We start from the raw sequence: 18533 nt of genomic DNA on the forward strand, positions 1-18533 counted from the left end.
GCGGTAGATTTCACCGCACTTTTTTTATGACTAATTTCTGTCGAGTGGTTTTCTATTTTCTTCCGTTTCCGGCTCAAGATCTAATTTAGCCATGAGCAGCTGATCGCCATCTTCTTCTGGATTACCTGTCACTAACAATTTATCACCATAGAAAATGGAATTCGCTCCCGCCATAAAGCACATGGCTTGCATTTCTTCACTCATGCCTTGACGACCTGCAGAAAGACGAACATAACTTTTCGGCATGGTAATACGCGCAACGGCAATAGTGCGAACAAACTCTGTCCAATCTAAATCAGCTGCATCTGCCATTGGTGTGCCTTCTACTTTCACTAATTGGTTAATTGGCACTGACTCTGGCTGCGGATCAAGATTTGCCAAACTTGCAATGAGACCAGCTCGCTCTTTACGGGTTTCGTTCATGCCCACAATACCGCCACAGCAAACTTTCAAACCGACACGACGCACTTTTCCTAATGTGCTTAAACGATCATCAAAACGGCGTGTACCAATGACATTGTGGTAATTCTCTGGTGCGGTATCAAGATTGTGGTTGTAATAATCCAATCCCGCATCTTTTAACTCTTCTGCCATACCATCTTGCAGCAACCCAAAGGTCCCGCAAGTTTCTAAGCCAATATCTTTTACCGCACGAATAATCGCCGTCACTTTTTCCATATCTTTAGGCTTAGGACCACGCCATGCTGCGCCCATACAAAAACGTCCTGCTCCACGAGCTTTTGCAATTTTGGCCTTTTCGACAATTTCATCAATATCCAAGATCTGCTGATTTTGTACGCCTGTTTGATAACGTGCTGATTGTGGGCAATAACCACAATCCTCTGGACAGCCACCCGTTTTAATCGACATCAACGTCGATAACTGTATCGCGCCAGGGTTGAAATGCTCTCGATGCACTTGAGCCGCACGATAGACTAATTCTAAAAAAGGTGTTTCAAACAACGCTTCTACTTTACAAACAGACCAATACTCTACTGATGGATGGGGTGTAATAGATGAAAGCTGTACTACATTTGTTGTGGTCATTATATTTTCCTCGTTTAAGCTATGTCGCTTTGATTAAGTTGAGCATATTACTCTGCAATATGATAAAAAGAGATCAGATCACTTTTCCTTGATGAATTTCAATCACTCGATCAATATGCCGTTCAATTTCTTTGGGTTGATGCGTCACCAGTAACATGGTGAGTTTTTTCTCTTCACATAATTGATCCATTAAATCCTGCATTTCAATGCGTAATTTAGGATCAAGAGCTGAAAAAGGCTCATCCAATAATAAAATGGGTTTATCTCGTAGCAAACAGCGCGCTAACGCTACTCGCTGTTTTTGTCCACCTGAAAGTGCGGTCGGTTTTCTCGTTAAAAAATCCTGTAAATTGACCGCACTTGCAGCTTGTTCTACAAGGGCTTTTTCTTCTGCATTTAAGGCTAAATTCGGTTTTAAACCTAAGGCAATATTCTCTTCTACAGAAAGATGAGTAAAGAGATTGTTTTCCTGAAATAGCATGGAAACAGGACGCTCAAAAGGTGCTGTTTTGGTATGATTTTCACCATTTAGCCAAATCTCGCCACTATCAGCATATTCAAAGCCGGCAATTAAATTCAGCAAGGTACTTTTTCCTGCGCCACTTTCACCAATGATGGCGATTTTTTCCTGGGCTTGAATATGTAAATCAAATACCATCGGCATGGATTGATAATTGAAGACCACATTATCTAATTTAATCATGTTGTTCCTTCTGCCCTTCAATAAACATAAATAAACCTAAACATAAACCCAATAAAATCAATGCCGTCACCGCCGCTTCTTGGCTTCGATATTGTCCGATTTGTTGATAAAGCAAATGAGGCAACGAAGTAAAATCAGGACTACCAAATAAGGCTATCGCTGTAAAATCACCGAGTGATAAAGTCGTTGCGAGCGCTAAGGCATATTTCAACGGTGCTTTTAGTAGCGGATATTCAATTAAACGAAAACGCTGCCAACCTGTAATATTCAGCGATAAACAGAGTTTTTCATAATATTGCATCGATTGATTCATTGGTGTATTAAGAATTTTGATCACAAATGGCAAGGCAGCCAAGGCGTTACAAACAGATACCACCACAAACAAATGCCCTGCTGAAAAATCAATATCTTGTAACCAAAGGAATAAGCCAACAGCTAAGACAATCGTCGGAATGGCTAAAATCATCATTCCCCCCGTTAAAATTAAGTGGGCTAATTTAGGGTGATATAACCATTGCAGTTGACGGGAAAGTAACAATAAGAAGAATCCAAATAATACCGATAAAATCCCGGCTGTCGGTGCCATGGTTAATGAATAAGCAAGTGCCTTCCATAATTGTGGGTTTTGCCAATAGCCAAATAATTGAGTTGCAGATAAACCTTGGAAAACGATATTGAATAAGGGACTTAAAATAAATAAGCACACCGAGAATAAGACAAAAACATGTCCAAATTTGACCGCACTTGAAGACGGCAAAACCCATCGATAACGTTGCGAAATCTGGGTTTCGGGTGCTTTTGCCCAATATTGTGAAAGCGAAAATAACGCAAAACAAAACGCAAATTGCACTAACGCAAAAAGTGCCGCTTTGGGTAAATCAAATTCAAAGAAAATGGCTTGGTAAATGGCGACTTCTAGTGTGCTATTTTGTGGCCCGCCACCAAGTGCCAAGACAATCGTAAAACTGGTGAAACACAACATAAAAATCAGCACAAAGGCAGACACGATTTGGCTTTTCAAATAAGGCCATTCAATTAAGCGGAAAAATGTGAAACCTTTGATATTCAATTGTGCCGCAAGTTGATGCTGTTCGGTTGGTACACTTTGCAAAGCCTGCAAACTCATTCTTGCCGCTAAAGGAATATTAAAAAATAAATGGGCAATGAGAATGCCACTTAAACCATAAATGGAGGGTTTCCACGAAATATCTAAGGTTTGCAGCAGTTGTGTTAGCCAACCGGCTGTGCCATAAATACCAATCAAACCGAAAATAGCCAGTAATGCCGGCAAAACAAACGTGAGGGAAAAAATGCGTAAAATGAGCGATTTGCCTTTGAAATCTAAATAGAAAAAAGCACGCGCAAATAACATACCAATTATGCTAGAAAGCAAGGCAGATAATAATGCCTGACCGAAACTAAAGGCGATAACTTGATGCAAATAATCGTCTTTTAAGAAATCAGATAAGGCATAATCACTTCCAACTGAAAAAACAGCAGAAAGTGAAAATCCATAGAGTAAAACAATGAAAAAAATGACCGCACTTCCACCCAAATAATGGCGAGGACGAAAATGCGGATGTTGCAATAAGCTCATTAATACTACTTAGATAAGGCTTTTTGCCATTGATTGATCCAGCCTTTCAGCTGCTCACTTGTTACCGTTGTGGTATCTAAAATACGCATTGATTTTGCGCGAGAATTAAGCGCATCAATATGACTTTCGATATTGGTCTCTACCACGGGTAACATCACATTATTTTTAGCAATATCCGCTTGAGCTTGCGGTGAAAGTAAGAATCCTAAAAATTCATCAGCACAGGCATTATTGCGGTTAGCGACTTTTGCCGCGACTTCAACTTGTAATACACTACCCTCTGCAAATTCCGTTGCCACATAATTGTCTTTTTGTTCAGAAAGAATATGGTAAATCGGCGAAGTATTGACGCTTAAAACCACATCACCTTCACCTTTTAAGAAGGCCCCATAAGATTCAGTCCAACCTTTGGTGACCGTGACAGTATGTTTAGAAAGGGTTTTCCAGGCATTTGCGACATCTGCTTCTGGATACACTGCATTCATCCAAAGCAATAAGCCTCGTCCAATACTGCTTGTACGCGGATCTTGATATAACACTTTAAGATCTTGACGCTCAACTAATTCTTTTAAACTCTTTGGTGGATTAGTCAGTTTATTTTTATCATAAATAAACGCGTATTGTGCATAATCGAATGGTAAGAACGTATTATTTTCCCATTTAATCGGCAAACGTAACTGGCTTAAATTCACTTTATTTGGCTCAAAAATATTGAGTTTTTGTGCATCCTCAATTTGATAACTATCTAAACCGAGCACCACATCCGCCTTAATTTTTTTACCTTCTAGACGAACACGGTTAAACAAAGTGCCATTATTGTCAAAAGCCACATAATTCAGCTTACATTGCGGGAATTGTTGTTCAAAAGCTGCTTTTACTTTTGGTCCAGCACTCCAATCAGCACTAAATGAATCATAAGTATAAACATCTAATGTTTGAGGTGCAGCTTGTGCGAAAGCGGAAAAGGTGAAAAGTGCGGTTAAAATGGGAAGCGTTTTGTTCATTATGCGTTCTCCTTATTTTTGCATAACGAAACAGCATAATGAGATAATTAGTTTCCTACGCCAGCATTATCTGTTTCAGGTTCACGGGTGTTTCTCAGCCATTAATATTGGCACCCCGACTAAGTGCGGTGTAGTCTAACGTAAGGAAATTTTATCAACAAGTTATTTAACTTAAAAATGTTAATCTGATCACATTTTTATAACAGGTTTATCATTTTTTGAGCAAAAGAAAACCTGCTAAAAAGCAGGTTTATCTTGGTAATCTATCGTCAATTAAGCTTGATGTTTAGCCGCTACTTCGCTTAATAAAGTTTGAAGTTCGCCAGCTTGATACATTTCTAAAATAATATCACAACCACCAATTAACTCACCTTCTACCCATAATTGTGGGAAAGTTGGCCAGTTTGCATAAGCCGGCAATTCAGCACGAATATCTGGGTGTTGAAGAATATCAACATAGCCGAAAGGCACTTTGCAATTCATTAATGCTTCAGATGCACGCGCAGAGAAACCACAAGAAGGTAATTTTGGTGAACCTTTCATGTAAATTAAAATTGGGTTTTCTGCAATTTGTTTTTTGATTTTGTCTAACGTTTCCATAATGTTCCTTGTTCAAATAAGTATGAATAGGGCGCTATTCTAGCATAAGATAGAACCTGAGTGAAAGACTTGGTCTTACCAACTTCCACCGGCTCCGCCGCCGCCAAAGCCACCGCCACCAAAGCCACCACCGGAAGAACCACCGCCCCCAAAGCCTCCACCAAATCCGCCTCCGAAACCAGAACCGCCACCACGGCGACGAGAAATCGTACTTTGACGAATGATTTTATTCAGTTGGTCACGTTGATTCGGGCTAATATATACTTCATCTTTGTGATATTGGAATTCACCAAATAATACAATAGCAATAAACGCCAATACCATTAAGAATGGGATGTACTTATCGAACGCATCTTCTTCAACTTGTGCTGCATCAAACTCGCCTTTACTTGCCGCAATAATTTGGTTTAAGCCGTCATTAATACCTTGGGCATATTGACCTTGTTTAAATTGTGGCAAAATGGCCGAACGGATGACTTGCGATAAAAAAGCATCCGGCAGTACGCCTTCTAAACCTTGTCCAGTTGCAATAAAGACTTTGCGATCATTTTTCGCAATCAACATCAACACGCCATTGTTCAGATTTTTACGTCCTATACCCCATTTATCACCTAAAGCAAAGGTATAATCAGCAATTTCATATTCACCGGTTGTCGGAACCAAAACAACAGCGATTTGTGAACTCGTTTCTTTACTATAAGCAATCAGTTTATTTTCTAAAATTTGCTTATGTTCTGATGAAAGTGTGTTGGTGTAATCGTTTATGTAATGGAAAGGATTTGGTGTAGGCGGAAATTCTGCCGCAACAACCATTTGAGCAAAAAAAACAAGGCTAAAAACAACCGCACTTTTCATAAAAGATAAAAGCTTAGCCATTAATAATTACCTCATTAGATAATTCATTCACATCATCAGACTGAATAGGGAAATGGCGAGATAAAATATCACTGATACGATCAATCGCATCGACAATGCCTTGTGTATAAGCTTTTTGTTTAAACTGCTCAATCATTAAATCGCATTGTAACTGCCAATAAGCCACATCAACAAATTGATGAATACCTTTATCACCTACGATTGCACAGAGATGATTTTTATATCCCACATAAATCAACACGGCATTTTGTGCCGCTGTTTTATGCATTTCCAGTTCATCAAACACTTCTAAAGCACGTTCCATTGCAGACAGTTGTGCTGAAGCCTTTGGTACTTTGCGTTCAATATAAACACGTAACTCAGCCGAACTTAAGCTTTCGAGGCGACTAATCGCCGCCTCGATTTGCTTTTTATCTACCGGAATTCTGGAAAAGAATGGCATAGATAAACCTTAGTTAAAGTTTACAGTTGGTGCGTTTTCAGCGCCAGTAGCTGATTTAAAGTAAGGTTTAGCTTTAAAACCAAAAATCATTGCCGCTAATTTAGTTGGGAATTGACGTACTTTTTCATTATAAATACGTGCAGCTTCATTAAATTTATTACGAGCGACATTGATACGGTTTTCTGTACCTTCAAGTTGCGCTTGTAAGTTCATAAAACCTTCATTCGCTTTTAATTGTGGGTATTGTTCTACAGTAACAAGTAAACGAGATAATGCTGAACCTACTTGATTTTGGTTTTGTTGGAATTCGTTTAATTGTTCTTCCGTTAAATTAGACGGATCGATTTTAGTTTGACTTGCTTTTGCGCGAGCCTCAATTACATTGGTTAATGTTTGCTGTTCAAAATTAGCTTGACCTTTTACAGTATTCACTAAGTTTGGAATTAAATCAGCACGACGTTGATAAGATGATTCAACATTAGCCCAAACAGAATCAATTTCAGTTTCTGCTTTTACTAAGCCATTGTAGCTAGACATTAAGCCAAAACCTGCAGCAACGGCGATAATAATCAAGATAATCCACTTTTTCATTCAAAAATTCCTTCAATTATAGGTTTAATTTATATAAGAAAAGACCTAAACCGAAGTTTAGGTCTTCTAATGTTAATCCGTTAATGGATAACTAAATAAAATTATTTAGTACCGTTAACTGCGATTTCAACACGACGGTCTGGTGCTAAACAAGCGATAAGCGCTTTACGACCTTTAACCGCGTCACAAGTAGAACCTGTAACTGGGTTAGCTTTACCGTGACCAACTGCAGAGATGCTTTGAGCTGGAACACCTTTAGCTACTAAGTAGTTAGCTACAGAGTCTGCACGACGTTGTGATAATTTCACGTTTGGTGCATCTTTACCGATACGGTCTGTATAACCAGCAACTGCTACGTTAGCGTTGTTGATTTGAGCGATTTCACCATAGATACCGTCTAAAGTTGCTTTAGCTTGTGGTTTTAAGTTAGCTTTACCGAAAGCGAAAGTTACATCAGAGCTTAAGTTGAAAGTTTTGCTTACAACTTCAGGAGCAACAACTGGAGCAGCACCTTGACCGAAACGGTAAGATAAACCAGCGTTGATAGAACCGATCCATGGGTTGTAGTCTACTGAGCTATTTGGACCTGTTTGAGTACGTAATTTACCCACGCGAGCTAACCATTGATATTCAAGACGTAATGCTAACTCTGGTAATGAAGGTAATGCATATTCGAAACCAGCAGCGAACACTGGAGAAACGCGTAAGCTGTGACGACCATATGCGTGCTCACGAGCACCAGTAGTTTCATCGTAGAATTTATAGTCAGAACGAACTAAAGCTGCACCAGCACGACCGTAGAAGTCTAAACCTTCTAAAGCAGAAGTTAAACCACCAAGACCATAGCTACCTTTTAAGCTTAAGTGAGCACCGTGGTTAGTGTGTTTGAATACTACTTTACCAGCATCTTTGAATTTAACACGACCGAAATCATCGTAACCTAACTCTACTGCTAAACCTAAGTTATCACGGTTTAATACTTGGTAACCACCAAATACACCGTAAGTAACAGAGTTACGGTTGTAACCAGTACCGAAATCTAAGCTACGAGGGTTAGTAGCATCAGTGTTAGCTTTGATACCATCGTGGAAAGATGCTTGACCAGCTTTAACACCTGCATAGAAAGTGTTTTCTTGTGGAGCTGCTTGAGCTACTGAAGCTGCTGCTAAACCAGCAACGACTAATGCGATTGCAGTTTTTTTCATTTTGATGTCCTCTATTTAGTCATCGTTATTAATTAAGAAAAGTTTCCTTGTTTATTGTGAACTTTATAAAAAAGAAACACTCTAAACATTGCTTAACTAGGGTTTTGAATTTGCCCTAACTTATCCTTTTGACAAATTCAATTCCTTTGCCATAGCCAAAGGAACGTTCAAAAGTATGGTTATTATCCTATAAAAACATCAAAGATCAAACCTTTTTTGCCCTTTTTGATTATTTTATAGACAAACAACCCCTAAAATGAACGTTCATTCACAAAAAACGGGTTAATTTTTAACCCGTTTTCTATTCTAACAAAAAATATCTTTTGTTCAAATCGACTTTTTTTTGAGCTTCATATATCATCAAATTCACTTTCTTCTCTATTTATATTTATGTGTGAGTGATTTTATGTTGCCCCGTCTTTCTAATGTGCCACAACTTAATAATGTGGTAAGTGATTATCTTAGCGAACTCCAAAAACAGCATTTTGAAGGTGATATTGCCTCAAATTATGCCGACCGTTTAAGTCTCGCTACGGATAACAGCGTTTATCAACAACTTCCACAGGCTATTTTATTCCCTAAATCTGTTGCCGATGTGGTACGCATCGCCAAATTAGCCAATAAAGAGAAATACCTTCACTTAACCTTTACACCTCGCGGTGGCGGCACGGGCACAAATGGGCAATCTATTAATAATAATATTATTGTGGATCTCTCTCGCCACATGACAGGCATTTTAGAGCTTAATATAGAAGAACGTTGGGTTCGCGTTCAAGCAGGTGTAGTAAAAGACCAACTAAACCAATTTTTAAAACCTCACGGTTTATTCTTTGCACCAGAACTCTCCACCAGTAATCGAGCTACACTAGGTGGCATGATTAATACCGATGCTTCCGGTCAAGGTTCATTACAATACGGTAAAACCTCCGACCACGTTTTAGCATTACGTTCAGTTTTAATGAATGGTGAAATATTAGATACAAGTGCGGTCAAATCCGACGATGTTTTAGAAAACTACCCACTTGCAGAAAATGGAAAAACGCTACATCAAACGATTTTCCAACGTTGTAAAGAGAAGCGCGCCTCAATCATTCAAGATTTACCCCAACTCAATCGCTTTCTCACTGGTTACGATCTTAAGAATGTCTTTAATAACGATGAAAGTGAATTTAATCTCACCCGAATTTTAACGGGGTCAGAAGGTTCACTTGCGTTTATCTGCGAAGCTAAACTCAATTTATTGCCTATTCCTAAATATCGCACCTTAATTAATGTGAAGTACAGCTCATTTGATGCCGCACTTCGCAATGCACCTTTTATGGTGAAAGCCAATGCCCTTTCAGTTGAAACCGTCGATTCCAAAGTGCTGAACCTTGCTAAGCAAGATATTATTTGGCATTCAGTGAAAGAACTTTTAACAGAAGAAGAACAAAATCCAATTCTTGGTTTAAACATTGTTGAATATGCGGGCAACAATCAAGCTAAAATAGACAGCCAAGTGACCGCACTTTGTCAGCAATTAGATGAAAAAATTGCACAAGGCAAAGATCATATTATCGGCTATCAACTTTGTTCTGACTTGCCTTCTATTGAACGTATTTACGCCATGCGTAAAAAAGCGGTGGGGCTATTAGGTAATGCGAAAGGCGCAGCCAAACCGATTCCTTTTGTAGAAGATACCTGTGTACCACCTGAACACCTTGCGGATTACATTGCAGAATTTAGAGCCTTATTAGATAGTCACAATCTGCAATATGGGATGTTTGGCCATGTTGATGCTGGCGTATTGCACGTTCGCCCCGCTTTAGACCTATGTGATAAAGAACAAGTCAAACTCTTTAAACTAATTTCAGATGAAGTAGCTGAACTCACGGTGAAATACGGCGGTTTGCTATGGGGTGAACACGGTAAAGGTGTACGTTCTCATTATGGCGAGAAATTCTTTACACCTGAACTTTGGCAAGAATTACGTTATGTGAAATTTTTATTTGATCCAAACAATCGTCTGAATCCAGGTAAAATCTGTACGCCACTTAATAGCAATGCTGAACTCTATTCGATTCTCTCGCCAATGCGTGCTGACAATGATCGCCAAATCCCAATTCAAATGCGAGATGAATTCAAAGGTGCGATGAACTGTAACGGTAACGGGCTTTGCTTTAACTTTGATGAGCACAGCATTATGTGCCCTTCCATGAAAGTGAGTAAAAATCGCGTATTCTCGCCAAAAGGACGAGCCGCTATGGTGCGTGAGTGGCTGCGATTGATGGCGAATGAAAACGTATCGCCTGATCAATTAGATTTTCATAAAACGCAAGTAAAACTGACCGCACTTGTGGAACGTTTTCGCAATAGCGTGCAAAAATGGCGTGGTGAATATGACTTCTCACATGAAGTAAAAGCAGCAATGGATACTTGTCTGGCTTGTAAAGCCTGTGCAAGCCAATGCCCGATTAAAATTGACGTACCAAGTTTCCGTGCGAAATTTTTCCATTTCTACCACAGTCGTTATTTGCACCCAGCCAAAGATCATCTTGTGGCGAATTTAGAAGTTGCTGCACCTTATATGGCAAAACAACCGGCATTATTCAATTATTTTACCAAACTGAAAGTTACTCAAAGCGTGGTTGAAAAAACGCTTGGCATGACAGATTTGCCTCTCCTTTCAGAGCCAAACCTTCAACAACAATTAGTGGAAATTGGTTATCAAGGCAAAAAATTAGAAGAATTGGAAGCTCTTAGCACCGCCGAAAAAGCCAATATGCTCTTTATCGTACAAGATCCTTACACCTCTTATTACGATGCCAAAGTAGTACGGGATTTCGTGGCTCTCACGCAAAAATTAGGATTCAATCCAATCCTTCTGCCTTTTAAACCGAATGGCAAAGCCATGCATATTAAAGGTTTTTTAGCTCGCTTTAGTAAAACCGCGAAAACACAAGCGGAATTTTTAAATCGTGTCGCCAAATTAAATGTACCTTTAGTCGGCGTAGATCCAGCTATTGTGCTTTCTTATCGTGATGAATATAAAGAAGCATTAGGTGATTCTCGCGGTGATTTCCATGTACTCACAGCGCATGAATGGCTGACCAATCAGTTAGACTGTAACACATTACAAAGTGCGGTGAAAAATATCGCAAAATCTGACCGCACTTTTGAGTGGCATTTATTCCCTCATTGTACTGAATCCACCTTTATGCCAAACAGCCCAAAAGAATGGCAGTATATTTTTGCGCAATTTGGACAAACCTTGAACGTTGAGAAAGTCGGCTGTTGTGGTATGGCGGGCGTATTTGGTCATGAGGTTCAAAATCAAACCATGTCAAAAGACATTTATGACGTATCATGGGGCAAAAAATTACAAGGTAAAGATCCGAATCATTGTCTCGCAACCGGCTATTCCTGTCGTAGCCAAGTGAAGCGATATGAAAAAGCCATCTTAAAACACCCTGTTCAAGCATTGCTTGAGATTTTAAATTAGACCTAGGAAGAATATATGATTTGGAAAAAACACTTTACCCTTGAGCAGCTTAATGAAATGGGGAAACATTGTGCTGTTGGGCATTTAGGTATTGAGATCTCAGCTTATGGTGAAAACTGGATTGAGGCAAAAATGCCCGTTGATCATCGCACCACTCAACCTTTTGGTTTATTACATGGTGGCATCTCTGTCGCGTTGGCTGAAACCATTGGTTCATTGGCTGGATTTCTCTGTATAGAAGAAGGCCAAGTTGCCTTGGGATTAGATATCAACGCCAATCATCTGCGCCCAGTGAAAAAAGGTTTTGTTACCGCAAAGGCAACACCAATTGCTTTAAGTCAAAATACCCATGTTTGGCAAATTGACATTCGCGATGAACAAGATAAACTCTGTTGCGTTTCTCGATTAACGCTTTCTATCAAACATTTATGAATACAACAAAAAAAATCGGCATCATTTTAGCGAATCTTGGTACGCCAGATGCCCCTCAACCCGCGGCGATCTCTCGTTATTTGTGGGAATTTTTAATGGATCCTCGCGTGGTCGATTTGCCGCGTTGGAAATGGTATCCCCTTTTAAAAGCCATTATTTTACCTATGCGTTCTAAACGCATTGCACGAAATTATCAATCTATTTGGACTGAACAAGGCTCTCCCCTGCTTGCGATTACCACGCAACAACAAGCAGGTTTACAAGCTTATTTGACTGAACAAGGTATCAATGCACAAGTCGAAATTGCCATGACTTACGGCAATCCTTCTATGCAAAGTGCGGTCAAAAATTTACTTAAAAATGATGTAGAACGCATGATTGTGTTGCCGCTTTATCCACAATATTCGAGCACGACAACAGGCGCATTAATCGATGCGTTTAATCGTGCCATTGCACAAGAACGCAATATTGTGCCTTTTGAGTTTATTCATTCTTATCATCTTGATGAAAACTACATTAATGCGTTGGTAGACTCCATCAAAATGCGGTTAAAACCAGATGAGTTTTTGCTCTTTTCTTATCATGGTATTCCATTACGTTATGAGAATATGGGCGATTATTATCGTCAGCATTGTAAACAAACCACGATTGCCATTGTGGATAAATTAGGTCTCACAGAAAACCAATGGAATATGACCTTCCAATCTCGTTTTGGCCGAGAAGAATGGTTACAACCTTATACAGATCACTTTTTAGAAGAAGCCGCTTCTCAAGGGATTCAAAAAATCGCGGTAATTTGCCCAGGTTTTTCGGTGGATTGCTTAGAAACCTTAGAAGAAATTGAGGTTGAAAATAAAGAAACATTCTTAAATCATGGCGGTGTCTCTTATCACTATATCCCCGCATTGAATGCTGAAAAAGCACATATTGAAATGATGGGGAAATTGGTTTTGGATAAGTTGAAATAATTAAATCTCCCCCCAGCCCCCTCTTTACGAAAGAGGGGGAGCTTAATAGCCCCATAAACGTTCTCCGTTCTTAACTCTCTCAAATATATTCCTAATAAAATCACTAAAAGCAATATCATAAAAAAAGCCCCTCTTTTGTAAAGAGGGGTTGGGGAGATTAATTTTAAATAAGTTGCAGTAGTTAAATCTCCCCCTAGCCCCCTCTTTGCGAAAGAGGGGGGAGCTTAATAGCCCATAAACGTTCGCCGTTCTTAACCCTCTCAAATACATTCCCAATAAAACCACTAAAAGCAACATCATAAAAAAGCCCCTCTTTCGTAAAGAGGGGTTGGGGAGATTTAAAAAAATAAACAAAAAGGCGAACCTTTCGATTCGCCTTTTAAGATTCTTTTCTAATCAAAGATTAGAAGAATACACGCATACCTACACCGATAGCTCTGTCTTTAACTTTACCATCGTAAGAATCATTAACGTACTCTTTAGTAGTCACATATTTACCTTCTACGAATAATACAACTTGTTTATGAAGTTTGTAGTCTGCACCAAGTAAGAAAGCGTGAGTTTTGTCTTTATCAGATTCACCTTTCACGCGTTCATATAGGTAGTTACCATATACTTGAGACATAGGGGTAACTTGATATGCAAAACCTGGAGATACATAGAATTTGTTAGTTTTAGCATCATTTTCTTTTTCATGAGCATAACCAAAATCACCCGTTAATGTGAAATCACCAAATTTATAGCCTAATGATGCTAAGAAACCATCCACACGGTGTTTATATGTTGCATTAGTTTCAAAGTTAGTATGACCATAAGCGAAACGAGCATCAAGATCGCCAGCTGTATATAATGCACCTAAAGCAAAAGCATTTTTAATGTACGGTTTTGGATCAGATAATTTCTGCAAATCTTGACCTTTCTCATTATGACGTTGACCGAAGTTATAGTTTGCACTTAATTGTAAACCTTCAATACCTTTATAGTCATAACGAACTACACCAGTACCTGAAGTAGGAATATAATCACCTTTTGGAATAAAACCATATTCATAGTCATTAGCTTGGCTTAAATCATCCGCGATAGTTAATTGACGACCAAATTTGATTTCACCAACTGACTGACTACCTAAACCTACATAAGCACGTTTAGCATAAGCTCCACCAAATTTATCACGTGAAGCTGTATCATCAAAGCGTAACTCTAAGTTACCTAATGCATAGAAATCATTATCTAAATTGTGTTTTACTTTAACGCCAAAACGTGAACCTGCATTACGTAAAGCAGAGTTAGCTTTTTTGGTTGAGTGGTTAGCGGCGTCGTACACTTTTTTATCCGCTTTTTCCATGATTAAACGAAGAGAACCACCTAATTCAACTTTAGTACCTTCATTATCATAAACTACTGCTGCGTTTGCTGCTGAAGCTGCAACTGCAGAAACGATTAATGCTGCTAGTGTCTTTTTCATAATTGTTATTCCTTTTGGTTGTTACCTACGATTTTTGATTGAAACAATTTTTCATAAAAAAGTTCAATCTCCGAAATAGACGCCGCAAATATTACAAAATAAACTCATAGTGTCAATGGGAGGAATCGCACCAATTTTCTAAAATTGGATCAAGATCACATTTTTTGAGTAAAAAAGATTGTTTTTTGAGCTAAACAATCAAGTATTTAAAATTATTCTTACAAAAATAAGATAAAACGCTGTACAAAATTTTGGCGTATTGTAAAGAAAAAAGCGGTCAGATTTTAAATCTGACCGCTTTTTTTATTTAAAGACTACAACGCCTCAATCGCTTTATACTGCTCTTGGATTTTTTCTAATCCAGATTGGTATTCCGCTTGTTTTTCGCGTTCTTTTGCAATCACTGCTTCAGGTGCTTTAGCCACGAAAGCTTCGTTGCTAAGTTTGTTTTTGATACGTTTAACTTCATTTTGATATTTTTCAATCTCTTTGGTTAAACGGGCAAGCTCTGCTTCTTTATTAATAAAGCCAGCCATTGGCACAAGCAATTCAGCATTGCCAACGAGTTTTGCTACCGCAAGTGGTGCGGTTTCGTTTGCGGCTAACACTTGAACGTTATCTAATTTAGCCATGGCTTTTAAAAGAGCGGTCTGTTTTTCGAGAATTTTTGCGTTTTCTGCGCTTAAATTACGGAATAACAGATCTAAGCCTTTACTTGGTGCGATGTTGCTTTCTGCACGAATATTACGCACCGCAACGATCACTTCTTTTAACCACTCAATTTCAGCTTCTGCTTCTGGATCAAAGCCGTTTTCTTCTACTTGTGGGAAAGGTTGTAACATAATGCTGTCTGCAGTAATGCCCACAAATCCTTTCACTTTTTGCCAAATTTCTTCGGTAATAAATGGAATAAGCGGATGCGCTAAACGTAATAATTTTTCTAACACATGAACCAAGGTTTGGCTTGCTGCACGGATTTGTGCTGTATTGCCGTTGGCAAATACTGGTTTAGTCAATTCTAAATACCAGTCGCAGAATTGGTTCCAGGTAAATTCATAAATCGCATTGGCACAAAGGTCGAAACGATATTGGCTTAATGAATTACGGAACGTTTCTACTGTGCGATTGAATTCAGATTGAATCCAACGATCCGCTAATGAGAATTCGATCTCACCTTCGCTTAAATCTAATTTTTCATTTGTTAAGACGAAACGGCTTGCATTCCATAATTTATTACAGAAGTTGCGGTAGCCTTCTAAACGTTTCATATCCCAGTTGATGTCACGACCGTTTGAAGCCAACGCAGCTAATGTGAAACGTAATGCGTCTGTACCGTGAGCTGCAATACCGTCTGCGAATTCTTTGCGGGTCGCTTTCGCGATTTTCTCCGCTAATTGCGGTTGCATCATGTTGCCGGTGCGTTTTTCAAGTAAATCTTCAAGGCTAATGCCGTCAATCATATCGATTGGATCAAGTACGTTACCTTTTGATTTAGACATTTTTTGACCTTGCTCATCACGGATCAATCCTGTTACGTACACGGTTTTGAATGGTACTTGTGGTTTGCCATTTTCATCTTTCACGAAGTGCATCGTAAACATAATCATGCGCGCAACCCAGAAGAAGATGATATCAAAACCGGTGATTAACACATCCGTTGGATGGAACATTTTGAGTTCTTTAGTTTGCTCTGGCCAGCCTAAAGTTGAGAATGTCCATAAGCCTGATGAGAACCACGTGTCTAACACATCTTCATCTTGCTTGAGTTCAACCGCAGAATCTAAGTTGTATTTTGACCGCACTTCTTCTTCGTTACGCGCAACATACACGTTACCTTCCGCGTCATACCACGCAGGAATGCGGTGTCCCCACCAAAGTTGGCGAGAGATACACCAATCTTGAATATCACGCATCCAAGAGAAGTAAAGGTTTTCGTATTGTTTCGGCACGAATTGGATTTCACCATCTTCCACCGCTTTAATTGCTACATCAGCAAGCGGTTTCACGCTCACATACCATTGGTCGGTTAACATCGGCTCAATCGGCACACCGCCACGGTCGCCGTAAGGCACTTTCAAATCATGCGGTTTAATTTCGTCTAATAAACCTAACGCTTCAAAATCTGCCACGATTTTCTTACGTGCAGCGAAACGCTCTAAACCACGGTAATCCGCAGGAATAGTCGCTTCATAGCCTGCAAGCGGTTTGCCGTCAGTACCGATAATTTCGGCTTCATCACGAATATCCGCATTTAAGGTTAATACGTTAACCATCGGCAAGCTGTGACGTTTACCCACTTCGTAGTCGTTGAAGTCGTGCGCAGGGGTGATTTTCACCACACCAGTACCAAATTCACGATCCACATATTCATCGGCAATAATCGGAATTTCACGGTTTGCTAATGGTAGAACTACTGTTTTACCGATTAAAGATTGATAACGTTCATCTTCAGGATGCACCGCCACCGCCGTATCGCCCAACATGGTTTCTGGACGCGTGGTTGCCACCACTAGATAATCTTTACCATCTGCCGTTTTTGCACCGTTAGCTAACGGGTAACGGAAATGCCAAAGAGAACCTTTGCTCTCTTTGTTTTCCACTTCTAAATCGGAAATTGCGGTGTGCAGTTTTGGATCCCAGTTTACCAAGCGTTTGCCACGGTAAATCAAACCTTCTTCGTGCAAGCGAACAAACACTTCTTTTACTGCGTTAGATAAACCATCGTCCATCGTGAAACGCTCACGTTCCCAGTCGATTGAGTTACCTAAACGGCGCATTTGTTGGCTGATTGTGCCACCTGAATAAGCTTTCCAATCCCAAATTTTGTTGATGAACGCTTCACGACCATAATCATGGCGGGTTTTGTCTTCTTCTGCAGCGATTTTACGCTCCACCACCATTTGGGTTGCGATACCCGCATGGTCTGTCCCCGCTTGCCATAAGGTATTATGCCCTTCCATACGGTTAAAACGGATTAAGGTATCCATTAAGGTTTGTTGGAAAGCATGCCCCATGTGTAAAGAACCTGTTACGTTCGGCGGCGGAATCGCAATGCAATAGCTCGGTGCATTTTCATTTTCAGACGGTTTAAAATAACCGCTCTCTTCCCAATGTTGATAAAGGGCTTGCTCTACCGCAGACGGATTAAAACGGTCTGCCATTTCGAATTTTTGTGTCATTGTTGTTCTCTTTTTTATTCGTTAAAAATCATCCATCACATTTACTTTAAATTATTATTGGTGCAAAGAATATTCAAATTTATTATGCATTATCTAATATGATTAATTTATCTTAATTATTTTTATCCTTATCTGATTTTTCAGTTATTTTATGAATACCAAATGCAGGAATACAGATATAACAAATATTTGCCAGCATTTTCAAATAAATTGATATATTAGGTAATGAAGTCAAAATCATCCATACAGAAACCTGAATCACAGAAATAATAATAACGCTCCCCTTCTGTTTCTCTGTCATTTTATGAAAATTATCTAATAAATAAAAAATAAAAACAGATGAAGTTACAGATAAAGCATAAACCATATACTCTATAGGTAGAGGTGCTTCATTATTTATTGATGAAATTTGAGCAGTACGATATATCGGTCCTACAAATAAAATCAGCTCAAAAACCACACACACAAATATCACAAATAAAGCTAAATAAGGTTTTTTATATTTATGCCTTGAAGAGTAAAACAAATTAATTACAATACCCAAATTACTTAAAAAACATACAATTACTAATATAAAATCAGGTAGACTCACAGATAGACTCATATCTATTCACCCTCTTATTAAAAAAACTGAAACTTAATTACCCAAAATTCACTTTCATTTGGATAAATTATTTTAATCACTTCTCGCAATTCCGACAAGCTCATATTTTCCTGAGCTGCGTGCTGTTCTGTGAGATTATCAAGCATGACCGGCGACACACTTAACACTTCAATCGTGCAGAAATATTGATTATCCTCAAATCGACCAACACGTAAAATATCACCTACTTTAAAATGGCTTTCGGATTTATCTCGAATGGTGATGGTTTTGCGCCCTGCGAGAATATCAGTTTCAAAACGTTGATAAAAGGTAATATCGTTCATAAAGTGCGGTCACAAA

The 18533-nt window shown here is 39.0% G+C and carries 16 protein-coding genes and 1 riboswitch; of the genes, 3 read left to right on the forward strand and 13 right to left on the reverse strand.

What is annotated here, in order from left to right; all coding sequences use genetic code 11:
• Window positions 1-30 precede the first annotated feature (30 nt).
• The 9 genes from bioB to ompA all read right to left on the reverse strand — a co-directional run bounded on the left by bioB (window position 31) and on the right by ompA (window position 8065).
• Window positions 31-1047, reverse strand: coding sequence for a biotin synthase BioB (gene bioB, locus INQ00_RS09235; protein WP_102704187.1), 1017 nt, complete (start codon window positions 1045-1047; stop codon window positions 31-33).
• A 73-nt stretch (window positions 1048-1120) separates the two neighbouring features.
• Window positions 1121-1750: a thiamine ABC transporter ATP-binding protein gene (thiQ, locus tag INQ00_RS09240; RefSeq protein WP_197546866.1), complete on the reverse strand. Its 630-nt coding sequence runs from the start codon at window positions 1748-1750 to the stop codon at window positions 1121-1123.
• Entirely contained in the window at window positions 1743-3347 is a 1605-nt protein-coding gene (gene thiP / locus INQ00_RS09245) for a thiamine/thiamine pyrophosphate ABC transporter permease ThiP (protein WP_197546867.1), read from the reverse strand. Before thiP ends, thiQ begins: the two co-directional genes overlap by 8 nt.
• Window positions 3348-3352: 5 nt before the next feature.
• On the reverse strand, window positions 3353-4351 hold the full coding sequence (thiB, locus tag INQ00_RS09250; RefSeq protein WP_197542245.1) for a thiamine ABC transporter substrate binding subunit: 999 nt from the start codon (window positions 4349-4351) through the stop codon (window positions 3353-3355).
• 35 nt (window positions 4352-4386) lie between these two features.
• Window positions 4387-4479: riboswitch (TPP riboswitch) on the reverse strand.
• A 145-nt stretch (window positions 4480-4624) separates the two neighbouring features.
• A complete protein-coding gene (gene grxD / locus INQ00_RS09255; protein WP_005699458.1) occupies window positions 4625-4951 on the reverse strand; it encodes a Grx4 family monothiol glutaredoxin in 327 nt (108 codons plus the stop codon).
• A 75-nt stretch (window positions 4952-5026) separates the two neighbouring features.
• Window positions 5027-5827 (reverse strand): TPM domain-containing protein, encoded by an 801-nt coding sequence (locus tag INQ00_RS09260; RefSeq protein ID WP_197542246.1) that lies wholly within the window; start codon window positions 5825-5827, stop codon window positions 5027-5029.
• Window positions 5820-6269, reverse strand: coding sequence for a TPM domain-containing protein (locus tag INQ00_RS09265; RefSeq protein ID WP_197546868.1), 450 nt, complete (start codon window positions 6267-6269; stop codon window positions 5820-5822). The genes INQ00_RS09260 and INQ00_RS09265 overlap by 8 nt, the downstream gene beginning before the upstream one ends.
• A 9-nt stretch (window positions 6270-6278) precedes the next feature.
• The gene (locus INQ00_RS09270; RefSeq protein WP_197546869.1) at window positions 6279-6860 is read right to left on the reverse strand and encodes a LemA family protein; all 582 of its coding nucleotides are present in this window, start codon (window positions 6858-6860) and stop codon (window positions 6279-6281) included.
• Window positions 6861-6961: 101 nt separating this feature from the next.
• Window positions 6962-8065, reverse strand: coding sequence for a porin OmpA (gene ompA / locus INQ00_RS09275; RefSeq protein WP_197546870.1), 1104 nt, complete (start codon window positions 8063-8065; stop codon window positions 6962-6964).
• A 406-nt stretch (window positions 8066-8471) separates the two neighbouring features.
• Between ompA and ydiJ the strand changes: the two genes are divergently transcribed.
• Genes ydiJ through hemH form a run of 3 tightly spaced genes read left to right on the forward strand, consistent with a single transcriptional unit; the run spans window position 8472 to window position 12946 of the window.
• Window positions 8472-11546, forward strand: a complete 3075-nt coding sequence (gene ydiJ, locus INQ00_RS09280) for a D-2-hydroxyglutarate dehydrogenase YdiJ (protein ID WP_197546871.1) — start codon at window positions 8472-8474, stop codon at window positions 11544-11546.
• Window positions 11547-11561: 15 nt separating this feature from the next.
• Complete coding sequence (locus INQ00_RS09285) at window positions 11562-11978, forward strand: hotdog fold thioesterase (protein ID WP_197546872.1); 417 nt, start codon at window positions 11562-11564, stop codon at window positions 11976-11978.
• A complete protein-coding gene (hemH, locus tag INQ00_RS09290; RefSeq protein WP_197546873.1) occupies window positions 11975-12946 on the forward strand; it encodes a ferrochelatase in 972 nt (323 codons plus the stop codon). The genes INQ00_RS09285 and hemH overlap by 4 nt, the downstream gene beginning before the upstream one ends.
• A 403-nt stretch (window positions 12947-13349) precedes the next feature.
• On the opposite strand, the gene INQ00_RS09295 is transcribed toward hemH, so the two are convergent.
• The 4 genes from INQ00_RS09295 to yqfB all read right to left on the reverse strand — a co-directional run bounded on the left by INQ00_RS09295 (window position 13350) and on the right by yqfB (window position 18517).
• On the reverse strand, window positions 13350-14411 hold the full coding sequence (locus tag INQ00_RS09295) for a porin (protein ID WP_197546874.1): 1062 nt from the start codon (window positions 14409-14411) through the stop codon (window positions 13350-13352).
• A 314-nt stretch (window positions 14412-14725) separates the two neighbouring features.
• Window positions 14726-17590, reverse strand: a complete 2865-nt coding sequence (valS, locus tag INQ00_RS09300; RefSeq protein ID WP_197546875.1) for a valine--tRNA ligase — start codon at window positions 17588-17590, stop codon at window positions 14726-14728.
• 112 nt (window positions 17591-17702) lie between these two features.
• Complete coding sequence (locus tag INQ00_RS09305; protein WP_197546876.1) at window positions 17703-18194, reverse strand: hypothetical protein; 492 nt, start codon at window positions 18192-18194, stop codon at window positions 17703-17705.
• A 17-nt stretch (window positions 18195-18211) separates the two neighbouring features.
• Window positions 18212-18517, reverse strand: coding sequence for a N(4)-acetylcytidine aminohydrolase (gene yqfB, locus INQ00_RS09310; RefSeq protein WP_197546877.1), 306 nt, complete (start codon window positions 18515-18517; stop codon window positions 18212-18214).
• Window positions 18518-18533: the final 16 nt, after the last annotated feature.

The organism is Haemophilus parainfluenzae (assembly GCF_014931275.1).
GTDB lineage: Bacteria > Pseudomonadota > Gammaproteobacteria > Enterobacterales > Pasteurellaceae > Haemophilus_D.

Bases quoted from the DNA above. Each gene is read 5' to 3' on its own strand.
- INQ00_RS09270 (WP_197546869.1), bottom strand. From the start codon at position 6,860: ATGAAAAAGTGGATTATCTTGATTATTATCGCCGTTGCTGCAGGTTTT.
- grxD (WP_005699458.1), bottom strand. From the start codon at position 4,951: ATGGAAACGTTAGACAAAATCAAAAAACAAATTGCAGAAAACCCAATT.
- yqfB (WP_197546877.1), bottom strand. From the start codon at position 18,517: ATGAACGATATTACCTTTTATCAACGTTTTGAAACTGATATTCTCGCA.
- thiP (WP_197546867.1), bottom strand. From the start codon at position 3,347: ATGAGCTTATTGCAACATCCGCATTTTCGTCCTCGCCATTATTTGGGT.
- INQ00_RS09260 (WP_197542246.1), bottom strand. From the start codon at position 5,827: ATGGCTAAGCTTTTATCTTTTATGAAAAGTGCGGTTGTTTTTAGCCTT.
- ompA (WP_197546870.1), bottom strand. From the start codon at position 8,065: ATGAAAAAAACTGCAATCGCATTAGTCGTTGCTGGTTTAGCAGCAGCT.
- INQ00_RS09265 (WP_197546868.1), bottom strand. From the start codon at position 6,269: ATGCCATTCTTTTCCAGAATTCCGGTAGATAAAAAGCAAATCGAGGCG.
- INQ00_RS09285 (WP_197546872.1), top strand. From the start codon at position 11,562: ATGATTTGGAAAAAACACTTTACCCTTGAGCAGCTTAATGAAATGGGG.
- thiB (WP_197542245.1), bottom strand. From the start codon at position 4,351: ATGAACAAAACGCTTCCCATTTTAACCGCACTTTTCACCTTTTCCGCT.
- ydiJ (WP_197546871.1), top strand. From the start codon at position 8,472: ATGTTGCCCCGTCTTTCTAATGTGCCACAACTTAATAATGTGGTAAGT.
- valS (WP_197546875.1), bottom strand. From the start codon at position 17,590: ATGACACAAAAATTCGAAATGGCAGACCGTTTTAATCCGTCTGCGGTA.
- INQ00_RS09295 (WP_197546874.1), bottom strand. From the start codon at position 14,411: ATGAAAAAGACACTAGCAGCATTAATCGTTTCTGCAGTTGCAGCTTCA.
- thiQ (WP_197546866.1), bottom strand. From the start codon at position 1,750: ATGATTAAATTAGATAATGTGGTCTTCAATTATCAATCCATGCCGATG.
- hemH (WP_197546873.1), top strand. From the start codon at position 11,975: ATGAATACAACAAAAAAAATCGGCATCATTTTAGCGAATCTTGGTACG.
- INQ00_RS09305 (WP_197546876.1), bottom strand. From the start codon at position 18,194: ATGAGTCTATCTGTGAGTCTACCTGATTTTATATTAGTAATTGTATGT.
- bioB (WP_102704187.1), bottom strand. From the start codon at position 1,047: ATGACCACAACAAATGTAGTACAGCTTTCATCTATTACACCCCATCCA.